General features: G+C 66.5%; 13 protein-coding genes. 3 read left to right on the forward strand and 10 right to left on the reverse strand.

Features of this window, described 5'->3' with window-relative positions; all coding sequences use genetic code 11:
• Positions 1 to 188: 188 nt before the first annotated feature.
• The 9 genes from AB0C35_RS25340 to AB0C35_RS25380 all read right to left on the reverse strand — a co-directional run bounded on the left by AB0C35_RS25340 (position 189) and on the right by AB0C35_RS25380 (position 15967).
• The gene (locus AB0C35_RS25340) at positions 189 to 7088 is read right to left on the reverse strand and encodes an RHS repeat-associated core domain-containing protein (protein WP_358460291.1); all 6900 of its coding nucleotides are present in this window, start codon (positions 7086 to 7088) and stop codon (positions 189 to 191) included.
• Between the two features lie 137 nt (positions 7089 to 7225).
• The gene (locus AB0C35_RS25345) at positions 7226 to 8788 is read right to left on the reverse strand and encodes a LamG domain-containing protein (RefSeq protein ID WP_358460294.1); all 1563 of its coding nucleotides are present in this window, start codon (positions 8786 to 8788) and stop codon (positions 7226 to 7228) included.
• Between the two features lie 103 nt (positions 8789 to 8891).
• Positions 8892 to 10793 (reverse strand): hypothetical protein, encoded by a 1902-nt coding sequence (locus AB0C35_RS25350; RefSeq protein WP_358460297.1) that lies wholly within the window; start codon positions 10791 to 10793, stop codon positions 8892 to 8894.
• 853 nt (positions 10794 to 11646) lie between these two features.
• Complete coding sequence (locus AB0C35_RS25355) at positions 11647 to 12138, reverse strand: hypothetical protein (protein ID WP_358460300.1); 492 nt, start codon at positions 12136 to 12138, stop codon at positions 11647 to 11649.
• Positions 12139 to 12615: 477 nt separating this feature from the next.
• Positions 12616 to 12792 carry a hypothetical protein gene (locus tag AB0C35_RS25360; RefSeq protein WP_358460303.1) on the reverse strand — a complete coding sequence of 59 codons (177 nt, stop codon included), beginning with the start codon at positions 12790 to 12792 and terminating at the stop codon, positions 12616 to 12618.
• Between the two features lie 229 nt (positions 12793 to 13021).
• The gene (locus AB0C35_RS25365) at positions 13022 to 13240 is read right to left on the reverse strand and encodes a DUF2283 domain-containing protein (protein ID WP_358460306.1); all 219 of its coding nucleotides are present in this window, start codon (positions 13238 to 13240) and stop codon (positions 13022 to 13024) included.
• 206 nt (positions 13241 to 13446) lie between these two features.
• A complete protein-coding gene (locus AB0C35_RS25370) occupies positions 13447 to 13857 on the reverse strand; it encodes a hypothetical protein (protein WP_358460309.1) in 411 nt (136 codons plus the stop codon).
• A 157-nt stretch (positions 13858 to 14014) separates the two neighbouring features.
• Positions 14015 to 14500, reverse strand: a complete 486-nt coding sequence (locus AB0C35_RS25375; RefSeq protein WP_358460312.1) for a YfbM family protein — start codon at positions 14498 to 14500, stop codon at positions 14015 to 14017.
• Between the two features lie 171 nt (positions 14501 to 14671).
• The gene (locus tag AB0C35_RS25380; RefSeq protein WP_358460315.1) at positions 14672 to 15967 is read right to left on the reverse strand and encodes an aspartyl protease family protein; all 1296 of its coding nucleotides are present in this window, start codon (positions 15965 to 15967) and stop codon (positions 14672 to 14674) included.
• 238 nt (positions 15968 to 16205) lie between these two features.
• Between AB0C35_RS25380 and AB0C35_RS25385 the strand changes: the two genes are divergently transcribed.
• Positions 16206 to 18164, forward strand: a complete 1959-nt coding sequence (locus tag AB0C35_RS25385) for a hypothetical protein (RefSeq protein WP_358460318.1) — start codon at positions 16206 to 16208, stop codon at positions 18162 to 18164.
• Between the two features lie 75 nt (positions 18165 to 18239).
• On the opposite strand, the gene acnA is transcribed toward AB0C35_RS25385, so the two are convergent.
• Entirely contained in the window at positions 18240 to 21005 is a 2766-nt protein-coding gene (acnA, locus tag AB0C35_RS25390; RefSeq protein ID WP_358460321.1) for an aconitate hydratase AcnA, read from the reverse strand.
• A gap of 424 nt (positions 21006 to 21429) precedes the next feature.
• Between acnA and AB0C35_RS25395 the strand changes: the two genes are divergently transcribed.
• Positions 21430 to 22200, forward strand: coding sequence for a lytic polysaccharide monooxygenase (locus AB0C35_RS25395; protein WP_358460324.1), 771 nt, complete (start codon positions 21430 to 21432; stop codon positions 22198 to 22200).
• Entirely contained in the window at positions 22197 to 22802 is a 606-nt protein-coding gene (locus AB0C35_RS25400; RefSeq protein WP_358460327.1) for a DUF305 domain-containing protein, read from the forward strand. The genes AB0C35_RS25395 and AB0C35_RS25400 overlap by 4 nt, the downstream gene beginning before the upstream one ends.
• Positions 22803 to 22921 lie beyond the last annotated feature (119 nt).

Here is a 22921-nt window from a genome sequence, read left to right on the forward strand (position 1 = left end):
CAATCGATTCGTAGACCGCCTTGAGTTTCATTCCCAGGACACCGCGAAAGATCAGTTCGACGGACTCATCGCCAGGTTCTCGACTGATACTTCGGAGAGCAAGTTTAGAATGACTAACACTGTACCTCCACGGACGAAATTTCAAATCGAGGTACATGGGAAGTCCACGCACTTCCCAATTCCCAGCCTCAGGACTTGAAGGGATTCGCAACCGGATCTCCATTCCGGTAGAAGGTGACACGAGACCACGCATCTTTGTTTTTTCGAATGATATTCAACTCCCAGGCAGTGGAGTTTCCATCAAAGATGGGATCATCGATCGTCGCCCCTCTTTTTGCGAGAGCAACAGGATCGTCGATGCCATCTAGATTGAAGTGGATGCGAGTTCGTCCGTCTCCCACGTAGCCCTTGAACTCATTTACCCAATCATCTCCCATGGAAGGCCAGTCGTGATAAGATTTTGCCCCGACCGACTCGGAGAATTCGAGCAACCGCAGTGGATCACCGTCCACCTCATTGAACCCGAGAGCGATCTCATCACAGTTGCCACGGTTGTGGACAAGGAGTGGGCTGGCGCCCGCCAGTACATAGTACGTGTGGGTGTTGGCGATGGTGAGGTTGTGGACGCGTTGGTGGTGGGCGGTGCGGTAGTCGGTGGCGGTGACTTGGGTGTAGGTGCCGGCGCTGGTGCGGAGCCACATGCCGGGTTTGAGGTCTGCGGCTTGAACCCAGGCGTTGATGTCGCCGGCGACCCAGAAGGGGTGGGTGTCGGTGGCGATGAGGACGCCGCTGTTGGCGAGCTTGGTGGTGTGGGCCTTGGTGGTGTGTTTTGGTTCGTTGCTGCTTGCGCGGAAGCGGCGGGGGGCGTCGGTGTTGATGGTGATCTGGACGAGGTTTTTGTCGCCCTTGCTGGTAATGGTGGCGATGACGGGTTCGGCGTTGGTTTCGCCGGTTTCGGGGTCGGTTGCGAGGACCTTGTCCCCTACTTCAATTTCTTCGATTGGTTTTTTGGTGCCGTCCGCCATCTTTACGGAAGTTCCGGGCACGAAGCTGCTTGGGCATTTTTTGAAGAATCTGGACAGCCATCTGCCGAACTTGGGCAGTTTGGTGGCGGCCTTGGGTGCCGCCGCACCAGGAATTGGGGGACCAGCGACCTTTCCGATGGTGTGACCGAAGTTGTAGGAAGGCGACTCCCGATTGACAGGGATAGCCGGTATTTTGACCTCTGGCGGCTTCACCTTTTTCGGGATCGGCTCGTGGGGGGTGTATGTGCCTGGTATTCCATTTCCGGTTGCGAGAGAATTGTAGCCTTGTCTGTAGTCGCGGACGACCCGACTTGCCCTGTTGTAGGCGGCGTAGAACGCGTCCACGATGGCCTGGATCATCCCCTCGAATGCTCCGATGAACGCGTCGAGCAGGCTGGTGGCTCTTTCCTTCCATGAAGGAGCCTGGTAACCGCAGAAGATAGAGCGGGCGCATGGGTGGGGGGCCAGCCCGGTGGGGTCGCTGAAGATGATGGGGCTGTTGTTGGCGTAGGTGTAGCCGTTCATATGCTGGCTGTCGGCAATCCGCATGAGCGGGTCGACAGAGATGAAGCGGCCGGTGTCGGGGTCGTATTCGCGGGCGCCGAGGTGGGTGAGGCCGGTGGGGTCTTGGGTGCCGCCGACGAATCCCTTGTCACCCGGCCAGGTGGTGTTGTTGTCCATGCCGCGGATAGCACCGAAGGGGGTGAAGCGGCGGACGGTGCTGGCTTGGGTGGCGGCGTTGATGGCGATCTGGTCGGTGCCCTGGTGGTCGCCGGTGAGGTAGGTGATGGTGCCGTCGGAGGTGCGCATGGCGAGGGTCTGGCCGGCGAAGGTGTAGTAGCGGGTGCCGGTGGCGGTGGTCGCGCCATTAAGGGCGCGTAGTTCGGTGCCGCCGGGGAGGTAGAGGGTGGTGCCGGTGGGGTCTTTGCGGATGAGGCGGTTGCCGCCGGCGTCGTTGATGTAGGTGACGTCGTTGCCGTTGTGGGTGACCTTGGCCAGTTCGCCTTCGGTGTCCCAGGCGAAGGTTTGTGTGGTGGGGGCGGGGTTGCCGTCGCTTGTTTGGATGGCGGTGGTGTTGCCGGTGGCGTCGTAGGTGTAGGTGTCGGTGCGCTGGCCGACGGGTCCGGTCTGGGTGAGCTGGATGAGGCGGTTGCCCTGTCCGGCGGGGGCGTAGGTGTAGGTGCGGGTGGTGTCGGCGGCGCCGCCGATGCCGTGGCGGGTTTCGGCGGTGCGGTTGCCGGCCTTGTCGTAGGTGAAGGTGTGCCAGTAGGGGGCGGGTCCGCCGATCACTGTGCTGGTGGGTTGGGTGGCGCAGGTCTCGGTGTTCTGGGTCCAGGCTTGGGTGAGGCGTTGGAGGTGGTCGTAGGCGAAGCATTGGTTGTCGACGCCGTCGCGGGAGGTGTCGGTGATGGAGGTGATGGTTCCTGCGTCGGTGTAGTGGTAGGTGGCGTGGCGGTCGGCGCCGCTGATGCCGGCGCGGTAGGTGCGGGCGCTTTCCAGCCGCTGGGTGCCCTTCTCGTAGGTGAATTTCTGCCAGGCCCTTTTGCTTGGGTCTGCCCCGTATTCGAGGAGGGTGAGTTTGCCGGTGGGGGTGTATTGGGCGGTGTTGATGTAGGTGGTGGTGTTGCCTTTCAGTCCGGTGGGGCGCTGCCAGGTGTCGTAGGAATAGACGACGCCCTCGGCGGGCAGCCCTCCGGCCGCGGGACTGTTCTGTGCCTCAAGGGTGCCGTCGTCGTTGTAGCTGGTGGAGAAGGCGTAGGTTCCGGCGAGCGGGCCCTGGGAGGCGGGGATGGTGAGGGTACTGGTTTGGGGGCGGCCCAGGGTGTCGTAGCGGTAGACGCCGTTGGTGTAGTCGCCGTCGGCGGTGTGGCGGGTGGCTGAGGCGAGTTTGCCTTTGCCGAGGATGCTGGTGTCGTAGGTCCAGGAGACCAGCACCGGGCCGTCGGCGGCGCCGTCGCGGGTGGCGGTTGTGCGGCCTTGCCCGTCGTAGTCGGTGAAGATCTTTTTGCCGCGGGCGTCGGTGGTGGAGGTGACCTGGTCCAGGTCGTTGTAGGTGAAGGTGGTGGTGCCCTTGTCGGGGTCGGTGGTGCGGGTTTTGCGGCCGCGCAGGTCGTAGGTGGTGGTGAAGGTGTTGCCGGACGGGTCGGTGACCGAGGCGATCTCCCCGGCGGCGGTGTAGGTGTAGGCGGTGGCCTCGTAGGCGCCGGTCGGAGTGCCGGCTTGATATTGACGGCGCTCGACGACCTGGCCGCGGGCGTCGGTGATCTCGGTGATAGGGGTGCCGCCGTCGGGTGGGGTGACCGAGACGCGGTTGCCGCCGCCGTAGGTGTAGGTAGTGCGCCACAGCTCACTTTCGGGCTGTTCGCCGTTTTCGGTGGTCAGGCGTTCGACGGTTGTGCGGCCCAGCCCGTCGTATTCGGTGTGGGTCTGGGTTTCGATCTGGCCGGGGTCGTAGACGCCGAACAGGGTGGCTTGGGGGGCTCCGGTGGCGGTGTAAGGGGCGTAGGTGGTGGTGACCTGGCCGCGGTCGTCGTAGAAGACGTCGGAGATCAGCCTGCCGTCTGGGCCGGGAACCTGGATCTGCCGGGTCCGCAGCAGCCCGTCGAGCATTTCGATCTTTGCGAGTTTCTGTCTGCCGTCCGCGTCGAGGGCCTCGGTCGTGACCGCGACGATCTGGTTGCCGGTGACTTGGTAGGAGTATTCGTAGTTGGGGTCGTCGGTGGCTTTGCTCTGGTCAGGCAGCCACACCTTGTGCAGGCGCCCGAGGGGGTCGTAGGTCAGGTCGGTGCGCAGGTTGCGGTTGGAGACGTCCAGTTCGGTGACCGGCAGCCCCCGGGCGGGGTCGATGTGCGTGGTGCTGGTCAGCGAGGTGGAGGTGTCTCCGGGGGTGGCGGGCGGCCCGGTGGTGGTGACCTGGGTGGTGAGGCCGTGGGTGTCGGTGTAGGTGGTCGTGGTGGTGTGGCCGGCGGCGTCGGTGGCCTGTGTAGGCCGCCCGTAGGTGTCGTAGCTGGTTTCCGCCTGAGTCACATATGTCGCGCTGGTCCCGTCGTGCGAGGCGATCTTGTCGGTCTTCGTGACATTGCCGACTGTCGGGCCGTCGCCGAAGCCGCCGTTGTCGTAGTAAAGGCGGGCATCGGACACCACGTGGGTGGAGCGATCGGGTGTGGTGGCGCAGTTGACGGCGACGGTTTCGACACGGGAGGGGTAGTGGACCATCCACTTGGCGGTGTTGTCGGCGTAGCTGGTGCGGGCGCATTTGTCGTCGGCGGTGGTGGTGAGGTCGCCGAGGTCGTCGACCTTAGTGACCCGGCCGATGCCGGGGCCTGAGGCCTGGTGGGTGTTGTCGGTTTTGGTTTCGGTCCAGCCGCCGCCGTCTTTGGCGGTCCAGGTCTGGGTGGTGTCGATGGCGGTGACGTTGGCGGTGGTGGTGCCCCACGAACGTGTCCGCGACGCGGTCTGCGCCTTCCACGGGGTGTTGACGGCCTTGGCGTGGACGGCGCCGCCGGGCTGGTCGTAGGCGACGGATTTGAGGGTGAACCCGGCGAACGCTGCGTGGTCGGTGTGGATGCCGCCTTCGCCGTCGGAGACGGTGACCGGCTTGGTGCCGCCGCCGGTGTTGAGGCGGTCGCCGTCCATTCCGCGCAGGTAGAAGGTGTCGGTTTGGGTGGTGGGGGCGTTGTAGGGGCCGGTGAAGGTGCGGACCTGGCCGTAGCCGCGCCATTGCGACCAGGTCTTGTTCTTCTGCTTGGTCAGGCCGTCATCGTCGTCGTAGTGCCAGGCGGCGCCCCCCAGGTATTGGTATTTGGTGACCATTTCCGGTGAGCCGCCGGTGCGGTCGGATTGCATCACGGTGGTGACCACGTATTTGTGGAACCAGTCGGTGATCGGGTCCTCATGGCCGGGCGGTGTCCAGATCACGGGCATGCAGCGGGTGGTGTTGGTCTCCGGTGTGGGCAGGTCCGACGGTGAGCAGCTCGAGTCGGGGTCGGAGTAGCTGATGTCGATCTGCCCGCCGAATTCGTCCACGATGGTGCCGAGCCGGTAGCGGACGTAGCGCTGGATGTCGTCGCCGGTCCGGTCCAGCCGGTTCGGGAGTTGCCCGTGGCTGAAGGTCACCTTCGGCAGCGTGACGAACGTCCCGTCGGCGGCGTGGCCGGTGTGCTGGATCTCGTAGAGCAGCAGGTCGCGTTCGATATCGGCCAGGCCCCACTCGTGGGTGAGCGCCCAGGAGTCCACTGGCCGGTACCCCGATGCGTCGGGCTTGAGGATCTGGGTGGTGACCTGGGTGAGGCGTTTGCGGGACCAGAACGTCGGCGCGACCGCGCCGTGGGTGTCCTCACACCTTTGGCCGGAGTTGCAGTTCAGGTCCCAGGGGACGTCCCACCACATGTCCGGGTTGGCGCCGATCTTGGCCGGGTCGCAGTCGAAAGTGGCATTGGGGATGCAGCGTTCGGAGGTGGTGAAGCTGACCTGCGCGGGCGCCTTGGCGAACAGGCTGTCCTTGCGCATCCCGTAGGAGATCGTCTTCAGGTACCCGCCGCGCACATACGGGGTTTCGTCTTCGGGTTTGAGGTTGCGGCCGTAGTGGTTGGTCTCTTTGGCGTAGCTGTAGACGATGGCGTTGCCGGCGGGGTCGACGACGTAGTCCAGGTTCCACCGGTAGGCCTGCTGGCACCACGACCCGGCGAACGACGAGGCGTGGCACGGCTCGCCGGCGTCGTCGCCAAAGACCGGGCTGGTCCAGGTGGAGCCGGTTTCGGGCTTACCCGGCACCCAGCCGGGGACGCGGTTGAGGCCGAAGAAGTACTGAACGCCGTCGGTCGTGGTGACCTTCCAGTACTCCCCGTCGTTGTCGCCGTTGCCGGTCGCCGAGCTGGTGAGCTTCTCGAACTTGGCGCCGTCGTCGCCCTTCATCCGCCAGGTGCCGTCGGAGGCCTTGATCAGTTCGCCGCCCTTGCCGTTCCAGGTGACGGTCGCGTTGTCATACCCCCAGCACTGGTCACCCGGCGAGTTCCCCCACTCGTCCTTGGGGGCACCGTCGTCCTTACAGGACGTGTAGCGCCGCTCGATGTAGCCGGGCCACAGGTCGAAGCCCTCACCGACCCAGGACGGCTGGCCGTTGGTGTTGGCGGTCCTGCCGTCCACGCTCCCCGAGGAATAGCTGACCGCGACTTTCGGGGTGAGGCCGCCGGGCACCGGCGGTACGCGCATCGGGTAGGACCAGGTGAAGTCACCGCCGTTCCCGCCGGCCTGCCAGGTCGCCGACGCCTCCAGCGAGGTCGCCTTATAGTCACCCTGCGGCCCCGACGCCCCGGCCGCCGCAACCAGCAGCGTTCCCACCGACTGCGAAGCCGCAGCCGGGATACCAGCCGGGGACACCGTGGTGGTCTGGGTGGGGGCGGCGGTCACTTGGGCGGTGAGGGTCTGCTCGCCGCTGTTGTTGACCGCCTTCAACGGCGCGGCCAGACGACACTCGGGCTTGCCGGGAGTGCTGAGCGCGCAGGCGGGCACCTGGTATAGCCGCAGCCGGGTCCCGTAGGCGCCGCCAAAAGCCTGCGCGAACTGCGAGTAGTCCAGTTCCAACCCGACTCGCCCGGCCTGGGGTTTGTCGGTGCGGGCCACGGTGAACGCCAGCCCGTCCAAGCCGGCTTTGGCAGCGGCTGCGCGGTCCAGAACCGATACCCGCACCTTCCCCGCGGCCCCCACCCCGCTACGCGCGGCAGGTTTATCGGCGGGTAGCATCCGCACCGGCAGCGCACCGGCACGCACCCCAGCCCGGGATGCCGCAGGCAGCGACACCTCGCTGGTGCCGGGCTCGGGCCAGGCGGCCTTGGCCGGCGGTCCCGGCTTCAAAGTCGGCTTCTTGCGGGGCCGGACCTTCAGGTCATGGCCCTTGACCGGGTCCTCGTGATCTTGGACGGTGGGACGCTGAGAGCCGGGTGGATCCGCGAGCGCAGGCGTGGCTGACAGCAGCCCGGCGGCAAGGGCCACGGCCATGACCGCGGCGACGGCGCGTGCCGTCCGGGGACGAGACAGCACCAGGGTCTTGCGGCCTGTTGTCACAGCATCCTCCTGCGCCCACACGCGCCTGCTCCAAGCCCCGGAGTCCTCGTCCGGGGCACAAATTCGTCGATGTGCTGGAATCGGCGGCAGGCAACTGTGCAGTAGGCCGAATCGGCTGCCGCGCATGGATGCTGTGTTCAGGGTCCGTCGTCGGTGTCGAGCTCGATTTGTTGCTTGAGCAGGTCGATTTGGCTGCGGCTCAGGACGCCCCGGTACAGCCAGAAGTCGTCCAGGGCCCCGGACCAGAAGCCGGTTCCCGCGCCGTTGCCTCCGAAGGCGTTGCGTCCGATCTGCAAGCCGCCTGCGGCCTGGAAGGGGCGGACGTCTCGTTCTTCTGAGTCGCCGTCGGCACCGTCGGCAGTGGAGCCGTTGACGTACAGGCTCATCGTCCGGTTCGTGGCGTCGTAGACGACCGCGATGTGGTCCCAGTCGTACTCGGTGTAGCTGGAGTTACTGGTCAACCGCTGCGCCTGGGCGGCATTGCCCGCCGGGACGTCGACGTTGTTCATCTCCAGCTGCCACACGCCCTGATATTCCGGGTCGGCCGCGGCCGGGACATACCGAAGTGCGAACGCGTTGGTTTGAGTTCCCGGGAGGGAGAACACCGTGCGTGTGGTTGTCGGGCGCTGCATGTTCTGCACCCACCCGGTCAGGGTGAAACTTTGGTCGGTGGACAGCAGCGCCTGGCCGCTGGCGGGGTCGACTGGGGCCGCGTCTGCGTAGGCGCTCGTTCCGTCCAGCTGCAGTCCCGCCGGTGACACGAACGGGCCCTTGAACCCGGCGCCGGCCACGATGGCCGCGCCGTTGCGCAGCTCCAGCGGCGGTGCCGTCCCGCCGTCGTGGATCTCTCCCGGGCTGGAGCCGCCGGTGGCGGTGTTGAGTTTCCAGCGGGCCTTCAGAACCGGGGCCTGCTGATACAGATCGGAAATCTCCTCGGCGGAGATGATGCGGTCATAGACCCGCACGTCATCGACCATCCCGGCCCATGGGTCGGTGGGGTTGCCGAGCCATTTGCTGCGCCCGATCTGGAAACCGCCGGTGGCGTTCCACGCCGACTGCACCACCGGGCTGGCGATACCAGGGTCGCCGTTGACGTAGATCTGCAACCTGCCCGACTGGTCGAACACCCCCACCAGATGCGTCCAGGTGTTCAACTCCGCCGGGTGCGTCGATACCGCCTGGTAGACACCGGACTCAGACGAGTCGGACTTCACCATCGCCAAAGCCCACTTGTTCGACGGCCAGTCGTACTTGAGGTAGAAGCCGCTCTTGGACGTCCCGTCCTGGCTCAGCACGGCCCGGGTCTCGCCCGCCTGGGTCAGCCGCACCCACGCCGACACCGCGAAGTGCTTGCTGGTGTCCACGATGGGCCCGCTGGTCCCGGCGTGGCCGGTGCCGTCCAAACTCAGCGCCGTTTCGATCTGGCCCGGCTGCCCGAAACTGGCGCCGCCCTGCAGCGCCGCGGTGATCGCCGGTTCCCCGTCGCGGGTCTGCGCCGTCGCGGTCGCCGAGCCGGCACCCTCATCCAGCGCGAAGCGCGCCTTGGCTGGGGCGCCCTGGTTGGCCAGGAAGTTGATGCTCGCGGCCGCCGAATTCTGCCCCGACGGCGCGAACGCCACCACCGACACCGAGTTGGGGCCGTACTGGTCGGGAGCCAGCGTGATCGTCCGCGTCGCACCGTTGGTGGTGGGCACAGACATGACCGGCACGTTGTTGAGCCTGACGTCATACCGGTTGGCGATCAGTTCGGGATCGGTGATGGTGAACGAACCCGGCTGCCCCACCCCGCCGTGCCACTGGCCGTCATCGGGGTAGTCGGTGGAGGTGATGGTCGGGGCCGGTTTGGTCGGGTCGTACTAAATAGCAGGCCGGCGACGCCCCCGTCGATGACCAGGGGCTGTACTGCTCCCCATCCCACGCCCGCGCATGCCAGCCGATGAGAATCTTCTGCGGGATCGTGTCCGGCATCTTGAGGCTCCGCTCGATTCCCGACTTGGCCGGAGCGAGCAGCCCCGGCACCCACCGCGGGATCCACCCCTGCCCGTCACCGTTGTCCCAATAGGCGGCGAACTGCGGCTGCACCTTGAAGGCGTCCTCATCATCGGGATCCCAGAACCACCCCGACAGCTCCGGCACCCTGTTGATGATGACCGGGTCGTCATACGGACCGCACAACCCGCCCGGCGTGGTCGCCATCGACTTGTAATTGGGCTTGTAAGGCGGATTGTTGTACTGGATCGTCAGGTAGGCGTCGTCAGCGAACCGCTTCCACCAGTCCATCGTCGACTCGCTGTAGGCCCTCAACCCGAACGTGATCGACGAGAGCCCCTGGTTCACCGCGCCCTGCACATCCGACCGCAGCGCCGCCCCGCCGAACTCCACCGGCGCCTTCGAGCAATACGCCACATCCCGCCACGCCAACATGTCGTGCCACGAACCACTGCTGTTGTTCCAGGTCGCATACGACTGCAGCGCCGAGGTGCGCCACAACTGCACCGCCGTCGGGTTACTGCAGTTGTAGGCGCTGGTCTCAAAAGCGGTGAACTGCACGCTCTGGATGTAGCGGCCCTTGAGCGACGGCAGCGGCAGCCGGTAGAACAGCCGCTTGGTCTGGTTCTTCACACAGTTGGGATCCTTGGCCACCTCACAGCGGCCCACACCCTCAGTCGACTTCCCGGCGAACTTGTAATACGACTGGGCCGGATACCCCGAGGACACCATCCCCCAACTGGACGCCTTACTCGTCGTCCACACCGGATCGATGTACACCGGGAACGTGGTGTCCGGTGCGGTCAGCAAACCCTGGTCCGGCGTCAACGTGAGGCTGCCGTCGCCAACAGCCACCTCGACCGGGGCGGTCTTGGCGCCGGCCGCGGGCTCCTCATCCAGCTCCGCCGTCTGACCACTGGACCGCGAACCCGCTGGAGCCGCCTGCGAGGAGTCCCACATCAACGGCGCCGGCGCCTCGAACACCACCGCACCCGACCCGGGATCAGCGGCCTTCAGCACCCCGCTGTCCTGCTCCTCGGTCACCGCCAGGCGCCCCGCCGACATCGCCAGCGACAACGTCGCCACCCGCGGATCCTGCGCCGCCTCAGCGGTCTTGATCACCAGGACGTGCGCGAACCCGTCCGCCAGCGCGCGCACCCGCAAATCCACATCAGGACCGGCCACCCCCGCATACACCGCGGTGTCGCCGTCCAGAACCGGTTCGGGCAACGGCTGCGGCCAGGTCAGAGCGAGCTTGCGGCCGGCCCGGGTCATCTCGGCCATCGGACCGTTCCCGCCACCGGAGAACTTCAACCCGACCGTGGTCGCCGCCGCAACGACCACGTCACCTTCGCGGCGCAACCCGGTGTCGATATCGGCCCACCCCCCGCCCTGGCGGGCGCGGATCGGCCGGAGGCGCTGCTCGATCTCCATCCGCCCGTTCGGCAGCGCCCGCACCGTGCGGCTCTCACCCCGCTCGGCCAGCACCTCCACCGGCTCCCCCGACTGACGTGCCGCCTTCACCGCCTGCTCCTCGGTCACCGCAGCCTCAGGTGCCCGCTCATCAGCCTGCGCGAACGGGGCCGCCGCCAGGCCCGGAACCTGCAACAAGGAAGCGACCATCAAAACCGCGAAAACGCCCGCCAACCAGGCCGAACGCCGCAATAGCAGCGACCCGAAAACCAGATTTACGGCGACGCACAGCAATGACGGCACGACGGCCCATAAAGACCTCAGAGGCATAAAGGGCGGATAAATCTCCCTTAAGGTAAGCGGCTACTTAGCCTTCGTAAAGACTCCGAATGATCTTCATTTTGTGATCTAGATCACCAACACTCTCTGTAGCCCAACGCCATCCTTCGAGCGTCCACCTCCAATCCGAGACCAGACATTCGCGACAATCGGCAATGAGTCGCTTGCACAACGCGACCGAACGCGCAACGAGAACGACAAACCACTACGCACAGTAGTCAGCTCATTTGTAATCCAAGATCGATCGACCTTTGCTCACTGCCGCCGACCCGCCAAGTACCACGCCCCGAATGCAGCCAAGTCCAGAAACGACAGCGGCTTCTCATGGCAGCCCGCCATGACGACGGACGCATCAGGGTGGCGAGGGCCGTGAGCGCGCGCTCACTGGCATGGGTGACGTCCATAGGGCGCAGTTCCCAGTGGTGGACGTGACGCAGGGCTGGCCGCTGTGGTCCGCCTTCAATCTGGAGAACTCTGGCGTCCAGCATCTTCACCGACGACGGAGACGGGACACGGCGGACGCTGATGTGGGCGGACGATGGCTCATGGGCTCGGGCCGAATCCCGCGAAGGCCGGCTCCCGACGGTTACTCAGGGCGGTCCCCGGCGCCTGTGGAACGCCCTCGACTCCATCCGTGAACGCTGCCTCCACGAGGGCGACCTGCCGTGCTACGGAGCACGGGCGAAGGTCGAACCCGACGGCACCACCACCCTGTGGCGAGGTCGAGGATCCTGGGCGTGGAAGGTCACCCGCAAACCATGACCAACCTCCAGCCGACCCCTCCACCACGACAGGCGCAATTTGAGACTCCCACGAGTCAGGGGCGGTGCTCGACCAGCGGTTTGGTCCACTCTCGTTGTTCTGTGGTGTCGGGGACGGGGAGTCCTCTGGCTTGTTGGAGATGGTTCCAGGCCGAGTCTGGGTCGTTGCCGTTGAGGATCAGGAGGGATGCGGCGAGCAGGGAGGAGCGTCCGATGCCGAAGCGGCAGTGTGTGACGATGTGCGCGCCGCCACGCAACTGCTCAGCGAGCTGATGCAGGGTGGGCAGAACGGCCGCGAGGTCGGGGACACCGCGGTCGGGGATGGGGATCGCGGCGAAGCGCAGGCCTGCTTCCTGGGCGGTAAGAGCCTCGGCGGTGAGGCCGGTCTCGTCAAGTTCCGTCGGCGTGAGAGCGCAGACCAGAACATCGACGCCTCCCCTTTTCAGGGCGATCATCTCGTCGTGCAGCCAGTCTCCCCCACGGGGTTTGGCCATGGTGCTCAGCCGTCCGGGCCCGGGATGGTCGATGGTGTAGAGGATGGGGCGCATGTCAGCGGTACTTTCGATCGGGTCGGCCGGTGGACTGTCCGGCGATCAGTGGCATTGATCTGCGGGCCCGGCAGATGCTCGCAGAGAGTTGGGCCGACGGGGGTGGCGACGTCTGCGAGGCGTCGAAGGAACTGGTCGAGGGCCGCCTGGCCGTCGTCCACGGCAACACGCTTCTCGTCGGTGAGCGGGACGCTCACCAGCATTCGCTGCAGGTTGTTCTTGGCCCTAAGCAACTGAACCTTCGGTCGAGTCTTTGGAGTATAAACGTCGCACTCGGGGCAGGGCAGCCGGTGCTGACACTGCTCAAAGGTAGGGGCCACAGGCCGTACCCGAGGTCGTAGTACTGCCACGGTCGTCCGGCCGCCACCGCTGTGATCAGGTGGGTGTGTCTGAACCAGTCTGCCGTCTAGCCGCAAAACGGCTCCTTCAGGTGACACCCACAGATCTTTGCGCTTCGATGCGAAGTAAATCGGAAGCCTAAATCGGCTGGCCCGCCACTCCGCTAAATCCGACGAGGCCGTTCCTCTTCGCCATGTCAAGAATGTCAGGGAGATAATCCAGTTGGCGAACCGAAAGGGTCAGGAGGACATACTTTCCCGCGTCATCCGGTTCCTCTTCCAGGTCGAAACGAGACGGCTCCAGAAAGTCGCTCACATCTGGCCACCTAGTCAGCAACTCCTCCCGGAGCCGCAATACGTCAGGGCTCACGACAAGGTCACTGGTGTCACCCTCAGCAAGTTTGTCGAAGATTTCCTCAGGGTTCCCAACACTGCGCACACCCCTGGTAGGTAGCCCAGAAGTTGCGTCGGCGGCCGACTCAACTGGACCGGCCGCCGATTTTACACCCAGCGCCCATGCGACAAGTAGATCAGCAGCAGCGGGATCATTCTTTCAATAGTCCCCCAATGCCGATTATTTCGATTCCGAGTAGTTGATTGTCCACAGTGAGGTCGAGGATCAACTCAGATTCGCGATTTCTCAGCGTGAACGATTCGTTCTTCACCGACTCGCCATCACGGATATCATGCGCGAGTTGGATGTAGAGTGCATCAACCTCCGTCGAGATCCTTATCTTGGCGTTCCGTTCAATGTATTCGCTCAACTTCGCCCCGCAGACACCACGTGGCCGTCATGGTTCACAACGACCCACAACTTCCTAGATTTGTATTTGCCATCCCGGGCGCATTCCCCCTGCTGGACGATCTCAATCGAGGCCACATTTGAAATTGCAGTGCGGAGAAAGATCGACTCGCCGCCACTCAGTGGATAGGTAGTTCCTATCGGTTCGAAGCACACCTCGACACTATCTCACTCCTCCGGAGTATTACGCTTACGCTCCTCTTCGATGAGCCACTCCGATTTCAATTCGTCCGGATAACCACTGAGATGCCGCTTGATGCCGACGGCGACTGCGATCACCGATAGGATTAAAAGAATGGCTATAACATAATCAGTGAGGTCGTTCTCGGGGAGGTGACTCATCACCACAATCCCTCCCCAAAGGGCGAACATGCCTGACACTGGAAGCATGTTCAGCGGCGCATACCTAATCATCGGTGGCACGTATTCATTGAAGTAGTTGTGCCGCAACCACGAGCTACTAAGGCGACCCTTCCGGCGGTAAGCGAAATGACCATAAAATGCGATGGCACACATGGTGAAGCAGATAACTGCGACCCACCATGACAGGGGTTCGACTGTCGTCTCCGCACCGTTCATTTCCCTCCATCAGAGTAGACCGACGCTATGGCGACGCACCCATCTCACAGTCTAATCACCGTGGCCGGCAGCCGGGGTGGCCTTTCTCCTGGCAGCCCACCGAGCGGTCGGTGGAGCTCTTCTAGTTCGGCGTGGGTGAGCTCGCACGCCGCCGGGGTCAGGTCGCTGTGAATATTACCGCGCGCCCGGCTTTGGCCGCTCGCTCATAGAACTTCCGTATATCCAGGAAGTTTTCCCAGGTGTACTCGAAGTCCCGGTCGTCTTGTGAGCCGCGATAGTCGGCGTCGTCTATGTCGTCGAACCGGTGTCGCAGCCAGGTCTTTTCGACCAGGTGCAGCGCCTCGGCCACGTCCCGCACTTCGGCGGCGGTGACGTGAACGACGTAGTACTGGTCATGTAGATGGCGGCCGCCGAGGACAGCGTGAGATAGCGGGTACTCGCCGCCGTCAGGATCGAGGGATCCGTCGCCGAGACAGCGATGGATCGCGTCCCACGCCTTGTCACTGGACACCGACAGGCCGTCTTCGTTCCAGGTTTCTTCAATGTCTTCGAGGATTTCCCCGACCTCAGCCTCGCCCCGGTCGTCGGCTGAGAGCAGGAGCCGCTCCTGGTCGGCGGTGATCGCGAAGTGCACTCCAAGCATGCCCAGAGATGCTATCCGCGACATCGCACCCTCGTCCGCAGATCTGCGCGGCTTGGTCTAGTGCGGCGGGGAGTGGTTCCGCTGTAGGCGTCGGCGGGCGGAAAGGCTGCGCCCTGAAGAAGCTGGTCGATCAGCCAAGCGCCGCAGGGACTCGCGTTCGTGTCGCGGTGGTCAGGTGGCTTTGCCGCGGGCGATGTAGACGTTCATTTCTGTGAAGTCGAGAGTGATGTTGTAGGGCTTGTAGAAGGGGTGGAAGAAGGCGCCCAGCGTGTCGAACCCGGAAGGAGAAGGTCTACTGGTCGGGTTCGCCGCGCAGTAGACCTCCTTGGCGGTGGCGTCGCCGAGGCGGATCTCCTTTGGGTAGCAGGGGTATACGACGACCGGGTGGCTGTGACCGAAGGTTTCGAGCGGGCGGTCGTAGTCGATGCGCACCCGCAACCGCTTGGCCGTTTCCTCGGACATGACCGCGGCGCTCTCGGTGGCTCCCCCGATGGACAGGCCCACCAACCTCGTGCCGGAGCCGGCGATGCTGCCACTGCTGTGCAGACCGTGCTCACGGGCAAGCCACAGCGGCAGGGGCTTCGCGCCGGCCCTGGCGGCGTCGGCGCGTACCTTCCTGGCCGATTCAGGGGTCCGGCGGCGCAGGATCAGCGACCGGCCCGCGTAGTCGAAGGTGGTCAACAAGTGGTAGAAGACCCACGTGCCGATGATGCCGTCATTGGGCCCCGCAGACGAAACCTGGTCCGTCTCCGACCACTCCACGGGGATGTTGCGCAGTTCGATGCCGCCCAATTGGAAGGAGTCCAGCACCCCGAAGTACTGCCATGCGGTGCCGTCCAGGTAATCGATCTGCTGCTTGGCCACGGGGCTCAGCCCGGCCTCCTTGGCCACTTCTGCGGACATGCCCAGCCACGGGGCGCCGGTGTAGAACATGAAGCGTTTCGGCGGTCCGCCATTGACCGATGCCTCCACCAGCGGTGACGGGTCCATCTGCAGCCACGGCAGACGCGCGATGTCACCGTAGATCTGATACCCCTCGCCGCGGACCGCCGCGAACCATTTGGCGAAGACGTCCTTGCCGGCCGCTTGCCAACATGGGACGGAGAGGGGGAATTTGTCCTGCCGGATGTAGCAATCGCCCAGGAGCCGGTTGGTGTCCTTGTCGCTGGGCGCCAGTTCGAGGGCCATCGTCAGGTACTTCTCGGCGTCTGGGAACTGGTTGGCCAGTAGCGCTACATGGCCGCGCCGGCGGGCCGCGTGCAGGTTCGTGGGGTCCTTTTTCAGGATCTCCTCGTACGCGCGGCCGGCCTGCTCGAACTTCCCGGCCTTGAACAGCGCGTCCGCGTCACGGCTGCCGGCCTGCGCCGTGGCCGCACCGCTCAGCAGCGGCGCGGTCGCGGCGGCTCCGGCCATCACGGCGGCGCCCCGGAACACCGAGCGCCGGTCCCATTCTCCGTCAGTGGTCACGACCTTCTCCTTTTCCCTTGATCATCTTGTGCCGCAGTTTCCTGTCCAACGGACGGTCACAACACGGTGCCCAAAGCTGCGGCCGCGGCCAGAGCCGGGTGGTGCGGACTCTGCGATGGCTCCGAAGCCTGGGCCACCATTCCCTCGACGCGGACCGCTGTGGTCCATGCCTCCACTGAAGCCGGAGCACCGTTGCGGTGGCGTATGCGTTTTTCGATACGTCCGCGATACACGCAACTTGAAGATCAAGGAACTGTGCGGCGGGCGTGCCGACCTTGATGGCACCGGCCGGGCGGATCCCACTGCGGTACTGGATGTTCCGTGCGTCCTGCTCCGCCCCGACGGCCGCTTCGCGGACCCGGCCGCCGTGATCATCGGCGGGCTGTCATGGATAGGGTCGCGTTTCATGCGGCCCCCCGAGGAACTGTCGTCGGTCGACTGGTCGGCGTTGACCCACGCCTACGGCCCCGCCGACGACGTCCCCGAGCTGATCCACGCGCTCTACCTTGAGGACGAGGAGCAGGTCGAGGAGGCCCTCTACGAGCTGTTCGGCAACGTCCACCACCAGGGCACGGTCTACCCGGCGACGGTGGAGGCGGTTCCGTTCCTGGCCCACGCCGCGCTACACGCCGTGCTCAAACGCGATCACGTGCTGCTGCTGCTCGTCGTGATCGCCGACCAGGCGACGCCCGCGGACCCGGTGACCGAGGCCGCCCGGGCGGCGGTCGGCGCGGTGGCGCCGGCCTTGTCGTCCTGCCTGGATGACGCGGATCCGGCCGTTCGCCGGATGGCCGTCCGGGTGGCCGCCGTGGCGACCGATCCCGATGCGGTCGCGGAGCGGCTGACTGCGGTGTACGTCGCCGACCCGGACGCCGACGTACGCGCCGACGCGCTGACCGCCCTGGCCCGGGTGGACCCGGACGAGGCGCGGGAGGCTGCCGCGCTGGGCGACGGCGTCCCTGCGATCCGGCTGGCCGCCGCGCTGCTGCGCCTCGAACGGTCGGCGCCGCCCTACCCCGCCGAGCTGATCGACGTGCTCGCCGCCGACGGCACGCACGCGGACGGGGAGACCTTTCCCGGGCTGGGCAGCCAGCAGGATCGGCTGACCACGCTGCTCACCGCGGACGTGGACGCCGGGCTCGCGGTCGCCGCCCGCTGGGTGGCCGCCGGCGACCCCGGTGGGCGGGGGTTCTGGCTGGCCGAGGACGTGGCCAACGCCTGGCGCGACCGCGAAGAACAGGTCGTGGCAGTCCTCGCCGCCTCGCTGCCGCACCAGATGAACGCCGACTCGCTCGGGCTCCGCCTGGAAGCGATCGCCCGATGGATCAGCGGTGTGCAGGACGTGGAGGCCGGGCTGCGGGACGTCCTCCTCGGGCATGCGGCCTCGGCGGAACCCCGAGTGGCGCACGCTGCCCAGCTTGCCCTGGCCCGGTGCGGAGACGAGCGGGTCCTGACCGGTCCGTTCGAGCCGTGTGCGCTGGCACTGGCCGTGGCCCCGGGCGACGCGCTCGCGCACGTCCGGAAGGCGCTCCCGGCCGCCGATGACAACAGCGCGATCGCGTTGGTCTCCGCTCTCGATCCCGGGACCGCCGCGCAACTGCTCCCCGAGCTCACCGACCTCCTCCGTGCCGGACAGGCCGTCATCCCGGTGGCCCGCGTCCTGGGCACGCTCGACGGGGCGGACCGCGAGGTTCTGGGGCTGCTGGCCGAGGCGATGAAGAGCGACAACGAAATGCTGCGTGCGACCGCCGCCGCCTCCCACGCGCTGCTCACCGGCGAGGCGGCACCCTCGATCCGAGTGCTCGAACCGCTGCTGACGACGGGCCGGCAGATCGCCTGGTACCTTCCCGAGGCCGGCCGCCTGGGCACCGCGGGCGCTCCCCTGGTCCCGAGGATCGAGGAACTCCTCGGCTCACACGAGCCCTGGCCCCGGATGGCCGCCGCGGAGGCGCTCTGGCGCATCACCGGCGACTCCGCGTCCGCGGTGCCGGTCCTGACCGAACTCGCCGGGGCCTCCCCGGTCGGGCTGCGCGCGCTGGAGACGCTGGCCGAGATCGGCATGACACCGGCGGAACTGCGGCCGAGGCTCCGGCACTGCGCCTGGTCGCCGACGCGCCTGATGTCGGTGGGCTGGCCGCCGGAAATCCCGCATCCGGACGAGAAGCTCCGCGCCACGGCCCTGCGCCTGCTCGGTTAGGACGAGGTTCTCGCGCCAAGCCCTTGGGACGCGAACGGGCCGCCCCGTGAGGAGCGGCCCGTTCGGTTGGTGTGGTTACTTGCTGATCAGGTTGCGGAGGACGTACTGGAGGATGCCGCCGTTGCGGTAGTAGTCCGCCTCGCCGGGGGTGTCGATGCGGACGGTGGCGGTGAACTCCTTGCCGTCGGCCTTCACCGTGACCTCGTCGGGGACGCCGCCCTGGTTCATGGCGGTGACGCCCGTGATGTCGAACGTCTCGGTGCCGGTGAGGCCGAGGGTCTGCGCGGTCTCGCCGTCCTTGAACTGCAGCGGCAGTACGCCGAGGCCGATGAGGTTCGAGCGGTGGATGCGCTCGTAGGACTCGGCGATGACGGCGCGGACGCCGAGGAGCGCGGTGCCCTTGGCGGCCCAGTCGCGGGACGAGCCGGAGCCGTACTCCTTGCCGGCGATGACCACGAGCGGGATGCCCTGGTCGACGTAGTTGCGCGAGGCGTCGTAGATGAACGACTGCGGCGCCCCGTCTTGGGTGAAGTCGCGGGTGTAGCCGCCCTCGACGCCGTCCAGGAGCTCGTTGCGGAGCCGGATGTTGGCGAACGTCCCGCGGATCATGACCTCGTGGTTGCCGCGGCGCGAGCCGTAGGAGTTGAAGTCCTTGATCGCGACGCCGTTGTCCTGGAGGTACTGCGCGGCGGGCGTGCCGACCTTGATGGCCCCGGCCGGGGAGATGTGGTCGGTGGTGACCGAGTCGCCCAGCTTCGCCAGGACGCGGGCGCCGTGGATGTCGGTGACCGGGTCCGGCTCGGCGCCCATGCCGTCGAAGTACGGAGCCTTGCGGACGTAGGTGGACGACTCGTCCCACTCGAACAGGTCGCCGGTCGGGATCTCGAGTCCGGTCCAGCGCTCGTCGCCCTTGAAGACGTCGGCGTAGCTCTCGGTGAACATCTCCTGCCCGATGGACGACTCGACGATGGAGGCGACCTCCTCGGGCGCGGGCCAGATGTCGCGCAGGTAGACGGGGCCGTCAGTGCCCTCGGCGATCGGGTCGTTGAGGATGTCGATGTCCATCGTCCCGGCGAGCGCGTAGGCGATGACCAGCGGCGGCGACGCCAGGTAGTTCATCTTCACGTCGGGGCTGATGCGGCCCTCGAAGTTGCGGTTGCCGGACAGCACCGCGGTGACCGCGAGGTCGTTGTCGTTGACGGCCTTGGAGATCTCCGGCTGCAGCGGGCCGGTGTTGCCGATGCAGGTGGTGCAGCCGTACCCGACGAGGTTGAAGCCGATCTTGTCGAGGTACGGGGTGAGGCCGGCGCGCTCGTAGTAGTCGGTGACGACCTGCGATCCGGGCGCGAGCGAGGTCTTGACCCACGGCTTGCGGGTCAGGCCCCTCTCCACGGCGTTCCTGGCCAGCAGCGCCGCGCCGATCATCACGTACGGGTTGGACGTGTTGGTGCAGGACGTGATGGCGGCGACGGCGACGTGGCCGTGGTCGAGTTCGAAGCTCGTCCCGTCGTCGAGGGTGACGGGGACGCGCTTGTGCGGGCGGCCGGAGCCGTTGGGGTCGACGTGCCGGGGCTTGTCGCCCTCGGTCTCCTGGACGATCGCCGGGCTGTCGGAGGCCGGGAAGCTCTCGTTGGACGCCTCGTCCAGCGCGCCCAGGACGCTCTCGACGTAGTTCTGCACGTCCCGCCGCCAGGTGGTCTTGGCGTTCGACAGGGCGATGCGGTCCTGCGGGCGCTTCGGGCCGGCCAGCGACGGGACGACCGTCGAGAGGTCCAGCTCCAGGTACTCGGAGAACTCGGGCTCCACGGACGGGTCGAGCCACATGCCCTGCGCCTTCGCGTACGCCTCGACGAGCGCGATCTGCTCCTCGTCGCGCCCGGTCAGCCGCAGGTACTTCAGCGTCTCGTCGTCGACGGGGAAGATCGCGCAGGTGGAGCCGAACTCGGGGCTCATGTTGCCGATCGTGGCGCGGTTGGCCAGCGGCAGCGCGTGCACGCCCTCGCCGTAGAACTCGACGAACTTGCCGACGACGCCGTGCTCGCGCAGCATCTCGGTGATGGTGAGGACCAGGTCGGTCGCGGTGGTGCCGGCGGGCAGCTCACCGGTGAGCTTGAAGCCGACGACGCGCGGGATGAGCATCGAGATCGGCTGGCCGAGCATCGCGGCCTCGGCCTCGATGCCGCCGACGCCCCATCCGAGGACGCCGATGCCGTTCTGCATGGTCGTGTGCGAGTCGGTGCCGACGCAGGTGTCGGGGTATGCGGCGCCGTTGCGGTCGAAGACCACGCGAGCCAGGTGCTCGATGTTGACCTGGTGGACGATGCCGGTGCCGGGCGGGACGACCTTGAACTCGTCGAACGCCGTCTGCCCCCAGCGCAGGAACTGGTAGCGCTCCCTGTTGCGCTCGTACTCCCGCTCCACGTTGCGCTCGAACGCCTGCGCGGTGCCGAAGTAGTCGACGATGACGGAGTGGTCGATGACCATCTCGGCCGGGGCGAGGGGGTTGATGCTGCTCGCGTCCCCGCCGAGGTCCCGGACGGCCTCGCGCATCGTGGCCAGGTCCACCACGCACGGCACGCCGGTGAAGTCCTGCATGATCACGCGGGCCGGGGTGAACTGGATCTCCTTGCTCGGCGCGGCCTGGGAGTCCCAGCCCGCGAGCGCGCGGATGTGGTCGGCCGTGACGTTCGCGCCGTCCTCGGTGCGCAGGAGGTTCTCCAGGAGCACCTTCAGGCTGTACGGGAGACGGGCCGAGCCCTCGACGGCGTCCAGCCGATGGATGTCGTACGACTTGTCGCCTACCTGCAGCTTGTCAAGGCTGCCAAAGCTGTTCGCGGACACGGACTCCTCCTCCGTCACCACCGCGCGTCCGGTCCGAAACATGAGCGCGCGGCGCTTCGTCTTGATCTTCATAGGCCCGCCCGCGGCCGGCGTCCGGCGCGGTGAAGCGGGTGCTCGCCTACTTGATCCTGCCTTAGTCGGGCTTCTGACCGGCAATCAGGGGACCCTAACTTCGGCAGGTTTTCTCTTGATGTCAAGCTATCTCAAATTTATCTCGATATCAAGCTACTTGCCTCTCCCCGCCCGGGCCGGACGCCGCGTGCCGGAACCGGGCGCGCCGGGTGCGGCGGGCGCGCGAGACGTTGACGATCACTTCCCCGGTCGTTAAGGCGGCTTTAAAAGAGTTGCCGCTAACGTCCGGACGGCAATCGGGAGTCGCCGAATTCCGGCGGCCGACCGGAAGGCAATCGGAAGGAATGCTCGTATGCGCAGGACCATCGCCTATCCACTCGCCATTCTCACGGCCGCCGGGTCGACGCTGGTCACCGCCGGTCCCGCGGCCGCACACGGCTACATCTCGTCCCCGCCGAGCCGGCAGGCATTGTGTGCCGCGGGCGCGGTGCCCGACTGCGGGCCGATCCAGTTCGAACCGCAAAGCGTCGAAGGCCCGAAGGGGCTGCGAAACTGCCACGGAGGGCTCAGCCAATTCGCGGTGCTGTCCGACGAGAGCCGCAACTGGCCGGCGAAGTCCGTCGGCAGCACGGTGAGCTTCAGCTGGACGCTCACCGCGCGCCACCGCACCAGCACCTGGGAGTACTTCGTCGGCGGCACCCGCGTGGCCGTGTTCGACGACGGCAACCAGATCCCGAACTCGGTCGTGACGCACCAGGTCGACCTCAGCGAGTTCCCGGGGCGGCAGACCGTCCTCGCGGTGTGGAACATCGGCGACACACCGAACGCGTTCTACAACTGCGTCGACCTGAACGTCGGCGGCGGCTCCGGGACGCAGCCGCCGGCCTCCCCCTCCCCGACGGCGGAGCCCTCCACCGCCCCGACGACCGCGCCCTCCACTCCCCCGACGCGGCCCGCGCCGACCGGCGCCCCCGCCGACGGTGAGGCCTGGCAGCCGGGCGTGACGTACCGCGTCGGCGACGAGGTCACCTACGAGGGCGTCCGGTACCGGTGCCGCCAGGCGCACACGACGATCCGCAGCTGGGAGCCGGTGTTCACCCCGGCCCTGTGGCTCGCGCTGTGAGCCGCCGTCCCCGCCGCCGCGCCGTGCTGCCGGCGGTGCTCGTCGTGCCCCTGCTGCTGACGGCGTGCGGCGGCGGACAGGAAGAGGGGGCATCGCCGAAGCCGGCGAGCGCCTCCTCGGGCGCCCCGGCCGCGTCCGGCCACAACGACACGGACGTCATGTTCCTGCAGATGATGATCGCGCATCACAAGCAGGGGGTGGAGATGGCGCGGGTGGCCGCGGAGCGCGCCGAGCGCGACGAGGTGCGCCTTCTCGCCGCGGCCGTCGTGGCGACGCAGTCCCAGGAGGTGAAGACGATGAGCTCCTGGCTCCGCTCGTGGTCGAAGCCGACCACGAACGATCACCCGCCGAGCGTGCACGCCGCCCACGGCGGGATGCCGGCCACCGGCCCCAAGGAGATCAAGACGCTGAAGCAGACCAAGGGGGCGGGGTTCGAGCCGGCGTTCCTCAACCTGTTCGTCGCGCACCAGCACAACGCCGTGGAGATGGCGCGGATGGAGACGAGCAAGGGCGGCAACCGGGACGCCAAGGCGTTCGCGAAGCGCGTCCAGGAGTCCCGGACGGACCAGATCCGGCAGATGCTCGGCCTGCTCAACAGCTGAGGCCGGGTGGAGTTTCCGGGCGGGATTTCCTTCGCCGGGCGGGGCGCGGCCATAGCAGCCGCGGTCCGCCCGGCGAAGCGCGACCGAACATTCCGAAGCGGTTTTTCGACCCTCATATA

Origin of the sequence: Spirillospora sp. NPDC048819, assembly GCF_040650055.1 — a bacterium.
GTDB lineage: Bacteria > Actinomycetota > Actinomycetes > Streptosporangiales > Streptosporangiaceae > Spirillospora.